This is a genomic window from Actinocorallia sp. A-T 12471 (assembly GCF_033875155.1).
GTDB lineage: Bacteria > Actinomycetota > Actinomycetes > Streptosporangiales > Streptosporangiaceae > Actinocorallia.
In genome coordinates this window covers 730,425-748,859 of record NZ_JAWZTE010000002.1, presented here as the reverse complement: position 1 = coordinate 748,859, position 18,435 = coordinate 730,425, and the positions used below count along the sequence as shown (strand labels likewise).

The 18,435-nt window shown below is 72.5% G+C and carries 11 protein-coding genes; 9 read left to right on the top strand and 2 right to left on the bottom strand.

Translation table 11 applies throughout. The features are described 5' to 3' along the window. The first annotated feature begins 72 nt into the window (after nucleotides 1-72). The 5 genes from hrpA to R9X44_RS08445 all read left to right on the top strand — a co-directional run bounded on the left by hrpA (nucleotide 73) and on the right by R9X44_RS08445 (nucleotide 11,994). A complete protein-coding gene (hrpA, locus tag R9X44_RS08465) occupies nucleotides 73-3,843 on the top strand; it encodes an ATP-dependent RNA helicase HrpA (RefSeq protein WP_413774923.1) in 3,771 nt (1,256 codons plus the stop codon). A gap of 8 nt (nucleotides 3,844-3,851) precedes the next feature. Beyond that, nucleotides 3,852-5,423 carry an ankyrin repeat domain-containing protein gene (locus R9X44_RS08460; RefSeq protein ID WP_319813441.1) on the top strand — a complete coding sequence of 524 codons (1,572 nt, stop codon included), beginning with the start codon at nucleotides 3,852-3,854 and terminating at the stop codon, nucleotides 5,421-5,423. A 192-nt stretch (nucleotides 5,424-5,615) separates the two neighbouring features. Then, nucleotides 5,616-8,453 carry a helix-turn-helix transcriptional regulator gene (locus R9X44_RS08455; RefSeq protein WP_319813440.1) on the top strand — a complete coding sequence of 946 codons (2,838 nt, stop codon included), beginning with the start codon at nucleotides 5,616-5,618 and terminating at the stop codon, nucleotides 8,451-8,453. A 127-nt stretch (nucleotides 8,454-8,580) separates the two neighbouring features. Beyond that, complete coding sequence (locus tag R9X44_RS08450; RefSeq protein ID WP_319813439.1) at nucleotides 8,581-9,663, top strand: alpha/beta fold hydrolase; 1,083 nt, start codon at nucleotides 8,581-8,583, stop codon at nucleotides 9,661-9,663. Nucleotides 9,664-9,666: 3 nt separating this feature from the next. After that, complete coding sequence (locus R9X44_RS08445; RefSeq protein ID WP_319813438.1) at nucleotides 9,667-11,994, top strand: GMC family oxidoreductase; 2,328 nt, start codon at nucleotides 9,667-9,669, stop codon at nucleotides 11,992-11,994. 5 nt (nucleotides 11,995-11,999) lie between these two features. Here R9X44_RS08445 and R9X44_RS08440 read toward each other — a convergent pair whose 3' ends face one another. Then, on the bottom strand, nucleotides 12,000-13,775 hold the full coding sequence (locus R9X44_RS08440; protein WP_319813437.1) for a RelA/SpoT family protein: 1,776 nt from the start codon (nucleotides 13,773-13,775) through the stop codon (nucleotides 12,000-12,002). A 287-nt stretch (nucleotides 13,776-14,062) separates the two neighbouring features. Between R9X44_RS08440 and R9X44_RS08435 the strand changes: the two genes are divergently transcribed. Beyond that, complete coding sequence (locus tag R9X44_RS08435) at nucleotides 14,063-15,154, top strand: alpha/beta fold hydrolase (protein WP_319813436.1); 1,092 nt, start codon at nucleotides 14,063-14,065, stop codon at nucleotides 15,152-15,154. A gap of 58 nt (nucleotides 15,155-15,212) precedes the next feature. On the opposite strand, the gene R9X44_RS08430 is transcribed toward R9X44_RS08435, so the two are convergent. Continuing rightward, a complete protein-coding gene (locus R9X44_RS08430) occupies nucleotides 15,213-15,593 on the bottom strand; it encodes a DUF6191 domain-containing protein (RefSeq protein WP_319813435.1) in 381 nt (126 codons plus the stop codon). 149 nt (nucleotides 15,594-15,742) lie between these two features. On the opposite strand from R9X44_RS08430, the gene R9X44_RS08425 reads away from it, so the two are divergent. From R9X44_RS08425 to R9X44_RS08415, 3 genes are read left to right on the top strand one after another with little or no spacing between them, the layout of a single operon-like run. Continuing rightward, nucleotides 15,743-16,546 (top strand): Nif3-like dinuclear metal center hexameric protein, encoded by an 804-nt coding sequence (locus R9X44_RS08425; protein ID WP_319813434.1) that lies wholly within the window; start codon nucleotides 15,743-15,745, stop codon nucleotides 16,544-16,546. After that, complete coding sequence (locus R9X44_RS08420; RefSeq protein ID WP_319813433.1) at nucleotides 16,543-17,286, top strand: zinc ribbon domain-containing protein; 744 nt, start codon at nucleotides 16,543-16,545, stop codon at nucleotides 17,284-17,286. Before R9X44_RS08425 ends, R9X44_RS08420 begins: the two co-directional genes overlap by 4 nt. Continuing rightward, nucleotides 17,283-18,392, top strand: a complete 1,110-nt coding sequence (locus tag R9X44_RS08415) for a bifunctional RNase H/acid phosphatase (protein ID WP_319813432.1) — start codon at nucleotides 17,283-17,285, stop codon at nucleotides 18,390-18,392. Before R9X44_RS08420 ends, R9X44_RS08415 begins: the two co-directional genes overlap by 4 nt. Nucleotides 18,393-18,435 lie beyond the last annotated feature (43 nt).

Below are 18,435 nucleotides of genomic sequence, written 5' to 3'. Positions count from 1 at the left end.
CGCCTATCCTTGGCGGTTGTGAGTTCTCCGCCCGTCCCCCAAGCCGACCTGCGCCGACGCCTGGACGGCCTCATGACGCGCGACGCCTCCCGGCTGCGCCGCCGCTGGGAGGGCACCCGCAAGATCCGCGACACCGCCAAACGCGCGAAGGTGCAGGCCGAGGTGCTGCGCCTTGTCGACCAGGCCGAGCTGCGCGTGGCGAACCGGGCCGCCGCCGTCCCGAAGATCACCTATCCGGAGCAGCTGCCGGTCAGCCAGAAGAAGGACGAGATCGCCGACGCGATCCGCGACAACCAGGTCGTCATCGTCGCGGGCGAGACCGGCTCGGGCAAGACCACCCAGCTCCCGAAGATCTGCCTTGAGCTGGGCAGGGGCGTCAAGGGGCTGATCGGGCACACCCAGCCGCGCAGGCTCGCGGCCCGTACCGTCGCCGAGCGGATCGCCGAGGAGCTGGACACCCCGTTCGGCGGGGCCGTCGGCTACAAGGTCCGCTTCACCGACCATTCGAGCGACGACACCCTCGTCCGGCTGATGACCGACGGCATCCTGCTCGCCGAACTCCAGCACGACCGCGCGCTCGAGGCGTACGACACCCTCATCATCGACGAGGCGCACGAGCGCAGCCTGAACATCGACTTCATCCTCGGGTACGTCAGGCAGCTCCTGCCGCGCCGCCCGGACCTCAAGGTGATCATCACCTCGGCGACCATCGACCCCGAGCGGTTCTCCCGGCACTTCGGCGACGCCCCCATCGTCGAGGTGTCCGGCCGGACGTACCCGGTCGAGGTCCGCTACCGTCCGCCGGACGACGACGTCGACCAGGCCGAGGCCATCTGCGACGCCGTTGACGAGCTCAGCCTTGAGGCCCCCGGCGACATCCTCGTCTTCCTGTCCGGCGAGCGGGAGATCCGCGACGCCGCCGACGCCCTCGCCAAGAAGCAGTACCGCAACACCGAGGTCCTGCCGCTGTACGCGCGGCTGTCGAACGCCGAGCAGCACAGGGTGTTCCAGCCGCACCGGGGCCGCAGGATCGTGCTCGCCACGAACGTCGCCGAGACCTCGCTGACGGTCCCCGGCATCAAGTACGTGATCGACCCCGGCACCGCCCGCATCTCCCGGTACAGCACGAGGCTGAAGGTGCAGCGGCTGCCGATCGAGGCGGTCTCGCAGGCCAGCGCCAACCAGCGCAAGGGCCGCTGCGGCCGTACCTCCGACGGCATCTGCGTCCGCCTGTACGACGAGGACGACTTCGTCTCGCGCCCGGAGTTCACCGATCCGGAGATCCTGCGCACGAACCTCGCCTCGGTCATCCTCCAGATGACCAGCCTCGGTCTCGGCGACGTCGCGAAGTTCCCGTTCATCGACCCGCCCGACCGCAGGGCCGTCAAGGACGGCTTCGACCTGCTGCACGAGCTGCACGCGCTCGACGCCGAACGCACGCTCACCGACATCGGCCGCAAGCTGGCGAGGCTTCCGGTGGACCCGCGGATGGGCCGGATGATCCTCGAGGCCGACAAGAACGGCTGCGTCAACGAGGTCATGGTGATCGCGGCGGCGCTGTCGATCCAGGACCCGCGTGAGCGCCCGTCGGACAAGCAGCAGGCCGCCGACGAGAAGCACGCGCGGTTCAAGGACCCGGCGAGCGACTTCGCGGCGTTCCTCAACCTGTGGGAGTACGTGCGCGAGCGGCAGCGTGAGCTTTCCGGCTCGCAGTTCCGGCGCACCCTGAAGAACGAGTTCCTGCACTATCTGCGCATCCGCGAGTGGCAGGACCTCGTCGGCCAGCTCAAGCAGGTCGGCCGCGACCTCGGGATCACCGCGAACACCACGCCGGGCGACCCGTTGCAGATCCACACCTCGCTGCTTGCCGGTCTGCTGTCGCATCTCGGGCTTTTCGACGCCGAGAAGCGCGACTACCTCGGCGCGCGCGGCGCGCGGTTCGCGATCTTCCCCGGCTCTGGGCTGTTCAAGAAGAACCCGCGCTGGGTCGTGTCGGCCGAGCTGGTGGAGACGTCGCGGCTGTGGGCGCGGGTCAACGCCAAGATCGAGCCCGAGTGGGTGGAGCCGCTCGCGCAGCACCTGGTGAAGCGCTCCTACAGCGAGCCGCACTGGGAGAAGAACCAGGCGGCGGTGATCGCCCTGGAGAAGGTGACGCTTTACGGCGTCCCGCTGGTGGCCAACCGCAAGGTCAACTACGGCCGCATCGACCCCGAGACGTCGCGCGACCTGTTCATCAGGCACGCCCTCGTCGAGGGCGACTGGGAGACAAGGCACCGCTTCTTCCATGCCAACCGCAGGCTCCTCGCGGAGGTCGGCGAGCTCGAGGAGCGGGCGCGGCGGCGCGACATCGTCGTGGACGACGAGACCCTCGTCGACTTCTACGACGACCGCCTCCCACCCGAGATCGTCTCCGGCGCGCACTTCGACTCCTGGTGGAAGCAGGCGCAGCGCACGGAACCGAACCTGCTCGACTTCGAGAAGTCGATGCTGGTCCACGAGACCGCCGCCGAGGTCACCGAACAGGACTATCCGGACACCTGGTCCCAGGGCGACCTCGTGTTCAAGCTGACCTACCAGTTCGAACCGGGCGCCGACGCCGACGGCGTCACCGCGCACATCCCCCTGCACCTGCTCAACCAGGTCAGCCCCGACGGGTTCGACTGGATGGTCCCGGGCCTCCGCCAGGATCTCGTGACCGCCCTGATCCGTGCCCTGCCGAAGCAGACCCGCGTCAACTTCGTGCCCGCCCCGGACTTCGCCCGCCGCGCGCTGGAACGCATGGTCCCGCGTCAGGGCCCCCTGCTCACCGCCCTCGAGGACGAGCTCAAGGCCCTGACGGGCGTCGCCGTCGCGCGCGAGTCGTGGAACCCGCAGGGCATCCCCGACCACCTGCGGATGACGTTCCGGGTGGTGGACCAGCGCCGCAAACGCCTCGCCGAGGGCAAGGACCTGGAGGAGCTGAAGCGCAAGCTCGCCCCCAAGCAACAGCAGACGCTCGCCAAGTCCGCCGGGATCGAACGGCAGGGCCTCACCTCGTGGGACTTCCCCGAGCTGCCGCGCCTGCACGAGCAGGGCAGGCTGCGGGCCTATCCCGCGCTGGTCGACCAGGGCCAGACCGTGGCGATCCGGACCTTCGGCACCGAGGACGAGCAGCGCGCCGCGATGTGGCCCGGCGTGCGGAAGATGATCCTGCTGAACGCCCCGTCCCCGGCCAAGCACCTGGAACGCGGCCTCACCAACCAGGCGAAGCTCACCCTCGCGCACACCCCGCACGGCTCGGTCGCCAAGCTGTTCGCCGACGTCACCGACGCGGCCGCCGACAAGCTCATGGCCGACAACGGCGGCGTCCCGTGGAACGAGGCGGACTACACGCGGCTGTTCGACGCGGTCCGCGCCGACCTCGCCGACACCGCGGCCCAGATCCTGCACTGGGCCGAGCGGGTCCTGGGGGCCTACCAGGCGGTCCAGCGCAAGCTCAAGAGCACCAACAGCCTCGTGCTCGTTCCGTCGCTGACCGACGTGCGGGCCCAGCTCGACGCGCTGGTCCATCCCGGGTTCGTCACCGAGACCGGGCTCGCGCGGCTGCCCGACGTCCTGCGGTACCTGCGCGCGATCGAGCACAGGCTCGATCGGCTCCCGGAGAACCCGAACCGCGACCGTCAGCTGATGGTCCAGGTGGCCGGGGTGCTCGGCGACTGGGAACGCGCGGGCAAGCCCGCCGACGTCCGCTGGATGATCGAGGAGTACCGGGTCAGCCTGTTCGCCCAGTCGCTCGGCACCCGCTATCCCGTGTCCGACAAACGGATCAGGAAGGCGATTACCGAAGCGCGACCCCGGAAATGACCTGAGGCATGTCGGGGGACGAATCGCTGGTCGGGGCCGCCCGGGCGGGCAAGCTCGACCGGTTGGGCGAGCTGCTCGCGGGCGGCGCGCCGCCGGACCGCCCGGATACCGAGGGCACCACCGCGCTGTACGCGGCGGCGGTGTCGGGGCACGCCGAGGTGGTGCGCGCGCTGCTCGCGGCGGGCGCGGACCCGAACCTGGCGAGCCTCGGCGACAGCGACGGCCTGCCGCTGTGCGGCGCGGCGTGCTGGGGCCACGACGCCACGGTCGGCGAACTGCTGGCGGGCGGGGCCGATCCGAACCGCACCGAGTCGTTCGACTGGACCCCGCTGAAGTGGGCGGCCTCCGGCGGCCACACCGGCGCGGTGACGCTGCTGCTCAAGCATGGCGCGGACCCGAACCTCCCCACCCGGACGCCCCCGCTGCACCTGGCCGCCGCGCGCGGCGCGGTCGACATCGTCCGTCTGCTGCTGAAGCACGGGGCCGACCCGTCGGCCCTGGACGCCGAGGGCAAGACCGCCCTTGACGCCGCCCTGCGCTGGACCGGCGTCGACATCGAGGCCGAGTTGCGCCGCCGGCAGGCCGAGATGTTCACCGAGCCCGGCTACGAGGTGGTCGTCACCCGTACCGAGCAGGACGACGAGACCGAGCTGATCAGCGTCTCGGCGGGCCGTCCCGGCGAGTTCGACGGGGCCGAGAGCGAGATGCAGACCGGCCACGGCGCGATCGCGACGATCCTCGAGCAGCGGATGGGGATCGCGACCCCGGTGGACGAGCTGCTCCGCCGCGCGATGGAGTTCCGCTACCTGCGCCCGACGGCCGCCGAGGCGCGCAGGCACGCCACCGAGCGTCCGGCGTGGAGCGAGGCGGTCAGGGTGCTGCGCGAGCGCGGCGACACCGCGACCCTCGAGCAGGCGATCGAGCTGGCACACGACCCCGATCCGCTCTACCGCACGTTCGGCGTCGACGTGCTCGCCGAGCCCGAGTTCCGGGCGCGGGCGCTGCCGCTGCTGCGCAGGATGGCGCGGGAGGAGACCGACCCCGTGCTGCTGCGCGCGGTGGTGCTCGCGTTGAGCGACCACGGCGACGTGGTGGCGCTGCCCGAGCTGCTCGGCCACGCCAGGCACGCCGACCACCGGGTGCGCGAGGCGGTCGGCTACGCGCTGACGCGGGTGCTGCCGCCGGAGGACCCGTTGGAGACCGAGGAGCTGGTCCGGCTCACCGAGGACGACCACGAGTACGTCAGGGACTGGGCGACCATGTCGCTCGGCCTGCTCGAGGCCGACGGCCCGGAGATCCGCGAGGCGCTGGCGCGCAGGCTCGACGACCCGTCCCAGGTGGTGCTGGCCGAGGCGGCGCGCGGCCTCGCCGAGCGGGGCGACCGCAGGGCGGTCGGGGGGATCAGGCGGCTGCTGGCCGATCCCGAACTCGACAACTACACGCTCGACGTGGCGTTGGAGTCGGCGGCGCGGACCGGCGATCCCGGGCTGCACGCCGACGTGCTGCGCTGCCGTCGGCTCGCCGAGACGCACGGGCTGCACGCGGTGTGGCGCGACGCGTTCCGGGCGACGTCACGCTGAGCGGCGAACCCGACAGACGCCGTCGAACCCGGGCAAGACCCACCGGCTTAACGCAAACCTTACGGACCTCTGCGTCATACGACACTACTCAGGCACCCCCGGTGGGGCTAGATTGATCTTTCATCTACGTCGCCGCGCCGCTGTGTGCCGCGCGTCCGCCCCGCCCCCTTCCGGAGCAGACAGGTGCCCCCCGTGCCCGACCACCCCCCGCCGAAGGCCGACCGCCTCGTCGGCCGCGCGGAAGCGCTCGCCGCCTTCGCCGAGGTCCTCGACAGGCCGGGCTTCACGTTCCTCACGCTCGTCGGCGACCCCGGCGTGGGCAAGTCGCGGCTGCTCACCGAACTGGCCGCCGCCGCGCGCGGCAGGGGCAGGCTCACCCTGTGGGGCCGCGCCGCCGAGTTCGACGAGGAGATGCCCTACGGCGCGGTGGTCGACGCGCTTGACGACCACCTCGAGGCCGCGCCCGAGATCCCGCGCAGGCTCGGCCCGGGAACCGTCCGGCTGCTCGGCACGATCTTCCCCGCCCTCGAGGACGCGGCAGGGGAGGGCACGGGCGCGTCCGGCCGCTACCGGCTGCACAAGGCGGCACGCCAGCTCATGGACGAGCTCGCCCGCGCCGACGGCCTCGTCCTGATCCTCGACGACCTGCACTGGGCCGACCACGCCACCGTCGAACTGCTCGACCACCTCGTCAGGCACCAGCCGCGCGGTCAGATCCTCGTCGCGATCGCCTACCGGCCCGTCCAGGCGATGCCCAGGCTCGGCGCGCTCGCCGAGACCGGCGAGCGGATGAACGTCGGGCCGCTCAGCCTCGCCGAGGCCGCGGAACTGCTCGACATGGACCCCGGCGCGGAGCGCTGCCGCCGCCTGTACGAGGCCAGCGGCGGCAACCCCTTCTACCTTGACGCCCTCGCGCGCGGCGAACAGGCCGAGGACGACGTCGAGGAGGCCGACGAGCTGCCCGGCGCGGTCCGCGCTGCGCTCCAGCTCGAAGTAAGCCGCCTGTCGGCGGGCGCGCAGGCCGCCGCGCAGGGCGCGGCGGTCGCGGCCGAGGAGTTCGATCCCGTGCTCGTCGCGGTCGCCGCCGACATCTCCGAGGACTTCGCCCTGTCGGCGATAGACGAGCTCGTCGCGCGCGACGTCGCGCGGCCGTCCGCGCCCGGCAGGTTCAGGTTCCGGCACCCGCTGGTCCGCCAGGCGGTCTACCTCCAGGCGGCGGCGGGCTGGCGCCTCGCCGCGCACGGCCGCGTCGCGGCGCATCTTGCGGGGCTCGGCGCTCCGGCGGCGGTCCGGGCCCGTCATGTGGAGCGGTCCGCGCGCTTCGCCGACCAGGCCGCGATCGACGTCCTCGTGGAGGCCGCGCGCGCGGCGGCGGGCCCCGCCCCGGCGACGGCCGGGCACCGGCTGCGCTCGGCGCTGCGGCTGATCCCGCCCGGCGACGCGCAGCGGCTCGGCCTGCTGGTCGAGCTGGTCCGCGCCCAGCTGTCCAGCGGACGGCTGGAAGGCGCGCGCCGCACCGCGATCGAGGTGCTCGGCCTGCTGTCGGAGGACGACCACGTGATGCGCGCGCACGCCGTGCGCGCCCTGGCCCTGGTGGAACGTCAGCTCGACCGGCCGCAACAGGCCCGCGCGGCGCTGCTCGCGGAGCTGAAGCGGCTGCCGCGGCACCTTAACGCGGTGGCGATCCCGCTGCGTTTGCGTTTGGCGGCCGAGAGCCTGCTCCGCAACGACCGCAGGGCCGCCCAGGCCGTCCTCGACATGATCCCCGACATCGGCCGCGACTGGCCGCCCGGCCTCGACGTCGCCGTCGCCGCGCTGCGCGGCCTTCCCGCGCACGCGTTCGGCCGCACCGAGGAGGCGCGGCGGTTTCTGGAGATCGCCGCGCAGCAGCTGTCCCTGACCCAGGACGAGCACCTGCTCGACTGGATGGACATCCTCACCTGGGCGGGCTGGACCGAGACCCTGTTCGGCCGCCCGGCGCGCGCGATCGCGCACTTCTCCCGGCTTGTCGCGATCGCAAGGCCGCACGAGATGGGCTATGTCGTGGCGAACATGCTCGCCGGGCAGGCCCGCGCCCTGGCGATGACGGGCGCGCTCGCCGAGGCCGCCGCACTCGCCGAGGAGGCCGCCGACATCGCGCGGATGATCGGCTCCGGCATGCAGCTCGTGTTCGCGCAGACCCAGGGCTGCCTCGCCGCCGCCTGGGCCGGGGACACCGCACGCGCCCTCGCCTGCGCCGCCGAGGCGGAGGCGACCGGCACCGGCGAGGGCGAGGTGTGGGGGTCGATGTTCCGGCACGCGCACGGCGTCGCGCTGCTCGCCGACGGCCGGGTGGACGAGGGCGTCGCGGCGCTGCGCGCGGCGTGCGGCGACTTCGATGACCCGGTGCTCGACCCGGCGACCCTGCTGTCGTGCGCGGAACTGCTCGCCGCCGCCGAGGCCGCGCGCGGCTGCCCCGAGGAGGCGCTCCGCTGGGCGGACCTCGCCGCGAGCGCCCTGCAGGACGACTGGGACTACGGAAGGGCCTTCACCGAACTCGCCGCCGCCCACGCGCAACGGTCCGCGCCGCGCGCCCGCACGGCCGCCGCGCTGTTCGACGGCCACCCGATCGACAAGGGCAGGGCCCTGCTCACCGCGGGTTGCCTCGAACCCGACAAGGACGCGGCCCTGGCCGACCTCGCCTCGGCCGTCAAGCTGTTCGCCGACCACGGCGCGGACGGCCTGCACGCCCAGGCCGTCCGGGAGCAGCGGGCGCGCGGCATGCGGGTGCCGGTGCAGCGCGGCAGGGGCAAGGCCGGCGGCGGCCCCGGCGGCCTGTCACGCCGCGAGCTCGAGGTCGCGCTCCTGGTCGCCGACGACTACAGCAACCAGCAGATCGCCGACAAACTGGTGATCAGCGTCCGGACCGTGGAGACCCACCTGTCCAACATCTTCGCCAAGCTCGAGGTCACCTCACGGGTGGGCGTGGCGGGCGCGGTCCGCGACATGTCCGGGGACGCGCGCGACGGTACGGGTCCGGCGTCCGGGTGACGCCTCCGAGTACGTAGGGGACCGACCCCCACAAGTTCCGTGTTTCCCCCGATGTCCCGCGTGTCGCGTGTGCGGGAAGGTGGTGCCCGGCGGGAAACCGCCGGCACGCTGCGGGAAACGAGGAGAGATGACCGAGCGGATACCCAGGTTCACCCTCCAGGGGGTGACGGGCACCGAGATGTCCGAGCGGCTGTTCGCGACCGAGGACGGCCTCGGGCTCAGCCTGACCCGGTTCCACCGGGCCGACTGCGACGACGTGGTCCTGCTGATCCACGGCCTCACCCTGTCCCGCGACATGTTCATCATGCCCGAGCACACCAACCTCGTCTCCTACCTGCTCGACGCCGGGTTCACCGACGTGTGGACGCTCGACTACCGGATGAGCAACCGTTTCCCCTACGACATGGAGACCCACCGGCACACCCTCGACGACGTCGCCGCCTACGACCACCCGGCCGCCATGGAGGCGCTCCGCGAGGTCGTCGGGGACCGCCGCGTCCACGTCATCGCGCACTGCCTCGGCTCGGTGACGTTCATGGCGAGCCTGTTCGGCGGCAAGGTCGACCAGGTCACCAGCGTCGTCGCCAACAGCGTCTCCTTGCACCCGAGGGTGTCGCGCTGGGCCGCGTTGAAGCTGCGGTTCGGCCCCGCGCTCGCCGAGTACGGGCTTGGCATGCCCGTCCTCGACCCGAGGTTTGGCGACGCGCCCTGGTTCACCAGGCGCAAGGTCTTCTCGCGCGCGGTCTCCCTGTTCCACCCCGAGTGCCGCGACTCGGCGTGCCATCTGCTCAGCTTCATGTGGGGGGACGGCAAACCCGCCATGTTCTCCCACGAGATGCTGCACGAGGTCACCCATCAGCGCATGGAGGACCTGTGCGGCGCGTGCGGCGTCCACTACTACCGGCACGTCCACAGGATGGTCGCGGCCGGGCGGATCGTCCCGTTCGACCCGGACGACACCCGGCTGCCCGACGTGACCGCCGACCTCGCCGCCGTCGAGACCCCGATCCTGCTCCTGGCCGGGACCGACAACCACGTCTTCACCGACTCCAACATCGTCACCCACGCGGCCCTGGAGCAGGCCGCACCCGGCAGGCACGAGCTTGAGCTGCTGCCCGGCTACGGCCATGTCGATCCCTTCATCGGGCGGAAGGCGCATGAGGATGTCTTCCCCCGCATCGTCGAGTTCCTCAGGAAGAAGGCGGTCTGAGCCGTGGCGCAGGATCGGGTGGAGACCGTCGACGCGGTCGTCGTCGGCTCCGGGTTCGGAGGGTCGGTCGCCGCGCTGCGGCTCGCCGAGGCTGGCCTTTCCACGGTGCTGCTGGAGCGGGGGCGCTCCTACGCACCCGGCCAGTTCCCGCGTACGCCGACCGACCTCGGGCGTGCGTTCTGGGACCCGGCCGAGCGGCTGTACGGGATGTTCGACGTCTGGCGCTTCAAGGGGTTCGACTCCGTCGTCTCCTCGGGGTTGGGCGGCGGGTCGCTGATCTACGCCAACGTGCTGCTGCGCAAGGACGAGCGCTGGTTCGTCCACGAGCAGGGCCTGCCGGGGGGCGGCTACGAGCACTGGCCGGTGACCCGCAAGGACCTCGACCCGTTCTACGACGAGGTCGAGGCGATGATCGGGGTCACGCCGTACCCGGTGGAGCATCCGCCGTACGCCGAGACCCCCAAGACGCACGCGATGCAGGACGCGGCCGCCGAGCTGGGGCTCGACTGGTTCCGTCCGCCGCTCGCGGTGAGCTTCGGCACGCACACAGGGGCCGTGCCGGAGCCGGGCAAACCGCTGGCGGAGGCCGCGTACGGGAACCTGCACGGGGTGCCGCGCACCACGTGCAGGCTCTGCGGCGAGTGCGACATCGGCTGCAACGACGGAGCCAAGAACTCCCTCGATCACACCTACCTGTCGGCGGCCGCGCGTCTGGGGGCGGACCTGCGGCCGCTGCACGAGGTCGAGGGGATACGGACGCGCGAAGGCGGGGGCTACCTCGTCGACTACGTCCGGCACGACCCGGCGACCGGCGGGCGCGTCAGGGCGACGCTCGGGTGCGCCAGGCTCGTCCTGGCCGCCGGGACGTTCGGGACCACACGGCTGCTGCTGCGCTCGAAGCTGCCGGGCATCAGCTCAGCGCTCGGCACGCGGCTGTGCGGGAACGGCGACCTGCTGACCTTCCTCACCGGGGTCAAGGGCAGCGACCGCACGACCCCGCTGGACGTCGCGCGCGGCCCGGTGATCACCAGCGCGGTCCGGCTGCCCGACCAGCTCGACGGGTTCGGCACCGGGCGCGGCGCGTACATCGAGGAGGGCGGCTATCCGGGGTTCGTCGACTTCATGGCGGCCGGCCTCGACGTGCAGGGCCAGATCACCAGGGCCGTCAAGCTGCTGTGGGAGCGGTTCACCGACTTCCTCACCGGCGACGGCGACACCAACATGTCCGCGGAGGTGTCGCAGCTGCTGTCGGGACGGTCGCTGTCGGCGCACGCGCTGCCGCTGCTCGGCATGGGCCGCGACGTCCCCGACGGGGTGCTGTCGCTCGACCGCGAGGGCAGGCTGAAGGCCGACTGGTCGGTGGAGACCAGCCGCGAGTACTTCGACAGGCTGCGCGCGACCATGCGCAGGATCGGCGACGTGCTCGGCGCGGACTACGCCGACAACCCGCTCTGGCTGCGCAAGCGCGTCGTCAGCGTCCACCCGCTGGGCGGCGCGCCCATCGGACGGCATCCGCGCGAGGGCGTCTGCGACCCGTTCGGCGAGGTGTTCGGCCTGCCGGGCCTGTACGTCGCCGACGGGGCGGCGCTGCCGGGGCCGGTCGGCGCGAACCCGTCACTGACGATCGCGGCGCTGGCCGAGCGGATGTGCAGGCAGATGCTGCACGGCGATCTCGCCACGGGGGCGGCCGGGGGGGCCGCCTCCGGCGGGAACACGCACACGGGAGCGCGGCCCAAGGGAAGTACTTCGCTTTCGTTCACCGAGGAGATGAAGGGCACGTACGTCGCGGGGGCGACCGAGCCGCACGGCGGAGGGACCGGCGAGAAGCTGGCGTTCCGGCTCACCATCACCGCCGCCGACGTCGACAGGTTCCTGCGCGAGCCCGACCACCTCGCCCGCGCCGAGGGCTGGGTCGACGCCGCCGCGTTCGGCGGACGGCGGCGCGTCGAGCAAGGCTCGTTCAACCTGTTCGTCACCCCCGGCGACCAGACCGACCGCCGCGAGATGCGCTACCTGCTGCACTTCACCGACGTGCACGGCGCGCCGCGCACCCTCGCGGGCTGGAAGGACATCCAGGTCGGCCCGCCCACCCACATCTGGCCGGACACCACGACCCTGTACTACCGCGTCATGTCCGGCCACGTCCCCGCCGACTCCACGGCCCCCGTCCTGGGCGCGGGCACCCTGCACATCCGCCTCGCCGACTTCCTCGAACAGCTCACCACGTTCCGCACCGACGGCCCCGACGACCTCAAGTCCCTCACCCGCTTCGGCCACTTCTTCCTTGGCGAGCTCTGGGACGTCTACGGACCGCCCGACCCCACCCCCTGACCCCGTCAGGACGCGTCGGCGTCCTCAGGCCCGTCGTCCTCCGGCGGGGAGGGGTCGCGGGTGGCGAAGCGGGAGAGGGCGTCTTGGAGGGGGAGCGCGCCGTCGGCGAGGGCGAGGTAGAGGGACTCGGGGGTGCTGTGGCCGAGGGAGCGGGCGACGCCGAGGGAGTCGCCCGCGGTCTCGGCGGCGAGCAGGTCGATGTTCTGGGCCGCCAGGGCCTCGCGGAGGGCCTCGCGGCCTGATCGCGCGCGTTCGTCGGCGGCCTGGGCGTCGAGGAAGCCCTGGATGTGCACGCGGGCCTGGGCGGTGCGCGCGAACTCCAGCCAGTCGGGGCCGGGACAGGCGTCGGGCGCGGTCAGGATCTCCACGACGTTGCCCAGGCGCACCTCGGCCGACAGGGGGGCGAGGCGACCGTTGATGAGCGCGCCGATGGAGTGCTCGCCGGTCTCCGGGTCGAGCGCGTAGGCGTAGTCGAGCGCCGTCGAGCGCGGCGGCAGCGGGACGATCATGCCCTCGGGGGTGAAGATCGGCATGTTGCCCTCGCGCAGGTCGGTGCGCAGGCCGTCGAGGAATGTCGCGGAGGGGGCGTCCACCTGCCACGCAAGCAGCCGCGCCAGCCAGGCCAGGTCGCGGCGGCCCGCGAACTCCTCGGCCGCCTCGCCGTCGCCCGCCTGGCGGATGTGCGCGATCAGGCCGTACTCGGCGACCTCGTGCATGCGGCGGTTGCGGATGATGACGTCGAGCATGTCGCCGTCCGGGCCGATGAGGACGGTGTGCAGCGCCCGGTACAGGTTGAAGCGCGGGATCGCGATGTAGTCCTTCACCCGGCCCGCGATCGGGTGCAGCGCGGCGTGCACCGCGCCGAGCGCGACGTAGCAGTCCTGCTCGGAGCCGTCGACCAGCACGAGGAACCTGATGACCTCGCTGGTGCGCAGGCCCGCAAGGTCGCCGGGCAGCGTCTTGTGCACGCTGTACAGGTGCCTGGGCCGCAGCTCGACCTCGGCCCGCACCCCGTTGTCGGCAAGGGCGGTGCGCAGCATCTGCGCGGCCGGGCCCAGCTCGGACTCCACGCGCGGCAGCACCTCGCGGACCTTGGTCCTGGTCTCGGCGAACGCGTCGGGGTCGAGGGTGGCGAACGCGAGGTCGTCCATCTCCCGCTTCAGCACGTGGATGCCGAGCCTGTCGGCGAACGGGATCAGCAGGTCGAGGGTCGCGCGCGCGATCCGCTCGCGCTTGTGCGACGGCTGCGCGCCAAGCGTGCGCAGGTTGTGCAGCCGGTCGGCGAGCTTGATGATCAGCACCCGCAGGTCGGCGGCGGCGGCGAGCACGATCTTGCGGAACGTCTCGGCCTCGGCGGTCTCCTTGCCCCAGCGCGCCCCGTCGAGCTTGGTGACGCCGTCGACGATCACCGCGACGTCGTCGCCGAAGTCCGCGCGCACCTCGCCCAGCGTGTAGGCGGTGTCCTCGACGGTGTCGTGCAGCAGCGCCGCGATCAGGCAGGTGCGGTCCATGCCGAGCCCGGCGAGGATCGTGGCGACCGCCAGCGGATGGGTGATGTACGGATTTCCCGACTTGCGCATCTGGCCGCGGTGCATCCGCTCGGCCACCTCGTACGCGCGCCGCAACTCCGCGGGATCGGCCGACGGATGGGCCGCGCGGAACGCCGCGACCAACGGTTCGACGGCCTGCGCGGGGCCGGATGCGGCCCGCCAGGGAAGCCCGCCTCGCGGCAGCCACCGGGCGGTGCCCGGCTCCTTCGCCGCAGGTCTGATGATCGTCAAAGACGCCGTCCGCAACATGATCAGTGACTGGGTGTAGCTGCCATTATGCGGGCGCGCGGCGGTCCGCGCAGGGTGGACGGGGCAGCGGGTCCGCATCGTGACCGACCCCGGCCCGTCATGGACCGCTCCCGTCACCCAGCGCGTCGGGAGGGCGATTTAACGCAGTGGACACCGCCGTGTGATAAGCGACACGAATTTCGGTGATAGGGAAGAGTCAGGGCTGGTCAAGGGGTGTCCGGGTCCGGTCCTTGAAATCGAGTCGTGATTGGTCGTGGAATACTGTGGTGATGTTCCCCTCCCCGAAAAAGATCCGCGACGCGACAGCCAACGCCGCGCACCGTCTGCGGCACGGGGCCCTCGCCGACCTCACGCCGACCCCGTCCGACCCCGTCGGACCGTCAGGGGCGCTGCGCCGGTACCGTCCTGCCGCGTCCGTCATCGCCACCGGACCCCCGGTGCTGCTGCTCCCGCCGCCCGTGCCCGGCGCGTCATGGGCGTTCGACCTGCGCCGCGGCGGCAGCCTCGCCGAACACCTCGTCGCCACCGGAAGACGCGTCCACCTGCTGGATCTCGCCCCCGCCGACACCGCCGAGCCGCCGCAGGGCGCGGCGGTCTGGATCGGCGAGACCATCCCCGACGCGGTCCGCCGCGTCAGCCGCGACGCCGGCGGCCAGCCCGTCCAGCTCGTCGGCTGGAGCCTCGGAGGGCTCCTCGCGGTGCTCGCCGCGGCCGCCGATCCGACGCTGCCGCTCGCCTCGCTGGCCGTCGTCGCCGCACCCGTCGACCGGACCGCGGTGCCCGCCGGGGCCGACCCGCTCGCGCATATCTCCGGAAAAGCGAGATCATTTCCGGGAATGCTCGAGAGAATTGCACCCGAGGTGCTGGTCGACGGTTATTCGGCACTCGGTGTCGACAAACGTCTGACCCGTCCGGTGAAAATGCTCGCGCACCTTGACGACGCCGACTTCCTCGCCCAGGCCGAGGCGCGTGCGGCCTACGCCGCCCGCGTCGCCGCCGACCCCGCCGCCGCGCACGCCGGAGCGCGGTTCTTCCGGCGCGGCGACCTCGCCTCCGGCGCGCTCGTCGTCGGCGGCCGCCGCGTCGCGCTGTCCGACGTCCGCGCGCCGGTCCTGGTGCTCGCCGGACGCGGCGACGAGTTCGCCCCGCTCCCGGCCGTCCACCCGCTCACCCGGCTGCTCACCGGCTCCGCCGAGGTCAGGTTCGCCACCGCCCCCGGCAGCCACCTCGGCGTGCTCACCGGCCGCGCCGCCCGCACCACCACCTGGCTCCGCCTCGGCGCCTGGCTCGATGAGGCCACCCTCCAGCACGGCCTACGGCCCGCCCGCAAGACGCCGGAGAAGGCCGTCAGCACCCCGTGAAAGCGAACAGGCCCCCGGGACACCGTCCCGGGGGCCTGTCACACGCGGACGAATCCGCTCAGCTCTTGTCCTCGGACTCCTCGGCGGCCGCAGGCCGACGCGGAGTGATCCGGATCCGGCCCGAGTCGAGATCGGGCCGCGTGTTCTTGGGCGCGTCGCCCGCCTGCTCGTGGTCGTCCACGCGGCGGAGCTTCTCGGCCTCCTGCTCCTGGAGCTGGATCTTCTTCGCCCCGCTGAACGCGGCGTGCAGATCCTCGAAGATCCCCGCGCCGAACCCGGCCCCTGCCTCGCCGTCGCCGCGCAGCGCCGACATCAGACCGCCGCCCCCGGTGCCCTCCTGGGCCCAGTCGGGCACTGCCATCTTGGCCTCGAGCTTGGCCTTGCGGCGCATCTCCTCGGCCTTCTTCGACCGCTTGCGGCGGCGGAACGGTGACTTCACGAACACTCCAACGATTCCACGGCCGAGTTTGATCCCCTTGATCGCGTTCGATCCCCGTGCCCGCCGCCTTCAAACGCCGGTCCGGGCACGGTAGCGCTCCGGGCTTGGATCCAGGAAGACCGGTGCGAAACCACGATAACCTTTCGGACGTGCGTCTCTCCGAACTGATCCGCCGGATCGAGGGCCGATACGACCCGGCCTGGGCGGAGTCCTGGGACGCGGTGGGACTCGTGTGCGGCGATCCGGATTCCGAGGTCACCTCGGTGCTGCTGGCCGTCGATCCCGTCGCCGCCGTCGTGGACGAGGCGATCGCCGACGGCGTCCAACTCCTGATCACCCACCACCCGCTGCTCCTGCGCGGCGTGCACGGGGTGCCCGCCGACACCCCCAAGGGACGCACCGTCCACCGCCTGATCCGCGCCGGCGCGGCCCTGTACACCGCGCACACCAACGCCGACGTCGCGGACCCCGGCGTGTCGGACGCGCTGGCCAGGGCCGTCGGCGTCGTCGGCGCGCTCCGGCCGCTCAGCCCGTCACCGGCCGACCCCCGGCGCGGCCTCGGCCGGATAGGGGAGCTCGCCGAACCCGTCAGCCTGCGGGAGTTCACCGCGCGCGCCGCCGCCGCGCTGCCCAAGACCGCCTGGGGGGTGCGCGCCGCGGGCGACCCCGACGCAGAGATCCGCACCGTCGCCGTCTGCGGGGGAGCGGGCGACTCGCTGATCGAGGCCGCGCGGGCCGGGCGCGCCGACGTCTACCTGACCTCGGACCTGCGCCACCACCCCGTCTCCGAATCCCTGGAGCGCGGCCCGATGGCGCTGGTGGACGCCGCGCACTGGGCGACCGAGTGGCCATGGCTGGCCGACCTCGCCGCCTTCCTCAGCCCACATGTCAAGACCCGGGTGTCCACGCTCGTCACCGACGCGTGGACCCACGCCGCCGAAGGAGTCCAGTGAAAGCCGCACCCCGAGACCAGATCCGTCTGCTCGACCTCCAGGAACTCGACTCCACCCTCGACCGGCTCGCCCACCGCCGCCGCACCCTGCCGGAGAACGCCGAGCTCGCCGCGCTCCAGGAGCAGATCGCCGAGCTGCGCGACAAGCTCGTCGCCGCGCGCACCGAGGTCGGCGACCTCGACCGCGAGCAGACCAAGGCCGAGCAGGACGTCGAGCAGGTGCGCGCCCGCGCCGACCGCGACGCCAAGCGCCTCGACTCCGGCATGGTGACCTCCGCCAAGGACCTGGCGTCCCTCCAGTCCGAGATCGCCTCGCTCCAGCGCCGCCAGAGCGACCTCGAAGAGGTGGTCCTGGAGATCATGGAGCGGCGCGAGGAGGCCGAGGGGCGCGTCGGGACCGTCGAGTCCCGGCAGCGCGAGCTCGACGCCGCCCTCGCCGAGCTGAACGAGCGCAAGGACAAGGCCGAGCAGGAGATCTCCGGCCAGTCCTCGCTCACCTCCGACGCGCGCAAGGGCGTCGCCGCCGACATCCCCGCCGACCTCCTCGGCCTCTACGAGAAGCTGCGCGACCAGTTCGGCGGCGTCGGCGCGGCCGCGCTCACCCGCGGCCAGTGCCAGGGGTGCCGCCTGGCGCTCAACACCTCCGACCTCAACCGGATCAGGGCGGCCGCCGCCGACGACGTCGTCCGCTGCGAGGAGTGCCGGCGCATCCTCGTCCGCACCCCAGAGTCCGGGCTGTGAGCCGCAAGCTCGTCGTCGAGGCCGACGGCGGCTCGCGCGGCAACCCGGGGCCCGCCGGGTACGGGGCCGTCGTCCTCGACGGGATCACCGGCGAGGTGCTCGCCGAGGCCGCCGAGTCGATCGGCCGCGCCACCAACAACGTCGCGGAGTACCGGGGGCTCATCGCCGGCCTGCGCGCCGCCGCCGCGCTCGACCCGCGCGCGCGGGTCGAGGTCAGGATGGACTCCAAGCTCGTCGTCGAGCAGATGTCGGGGCGCTGGCAGATCAAGCACCCAGACATGAAGCCGCTCGCGCTCGAGGCGCGCGACGCCGCCTCCGGCTTCGCCGCGGTCTCCTACTCCTGGATCCCGCGCGCCCGCAACACCCGCGCCGACGCGCTCGCCAACGCCGCCATGGACGCCGCAGCGCGCGGCGAGACATGGTCGCCCGCGTCCTCAGCGCCCCAGGAGCCCGAGCCGCCCCCGAAGGGCGGCTGGGTACCGCCCACCACCGACCCGACCCGCACCCTGCTGCTCAGGCACGGCCAGACCCCCCTGTCGGTCGAGCGGCGCTTCGCGGGCGTCGGGGACATCCCGCTGACCGACGTCGGGCGCGCCCAGGCCGAGGCCGCCGCGCGCCACCTCGCGGACACGCCGATCGACGTGATCGTGGCGTCGCCGTTGCGGCGCGCGCAGGACACCGCCAAGGCCGTCGCGTCAGTCATCGGCGCGGAGATCCGCACGGACGAGGGCTTCCGCGAGACCGACTTCGGGCAGTGGGAGGGGCACTCCTTCGGGGAGGTCGCCGAACGCTGGCCTGACGACCTCGCCGCGTGGCTGTCGGACTCGTCCTACGCGCCGCCCGGAGGGGAGAGCTTCGCCTCCGTCGCCAAGCGGGTCTCGGTCGCGCGCGACAAGCTGCTCGTGCGCTACCGCCGCCAGACCGTCCTCGTCGTCTCGCACGTCACGCCGATCAAGACGATGCTCAAACTCGCCCTCGACGCCCCCGACACGATTCTGTACCGGGTGCATCTCGACACGGCCTCGCTGTGCACGGTCGACTGGTTCGACGACGGCCCGGCCGTGGTCAGGTCGATGAACGAGACGCATTATCTGCCGACCGCGTAAAGAGTTATTTCGGGGTTTGTCCTGTTTGTACTGAGCGTCCTGT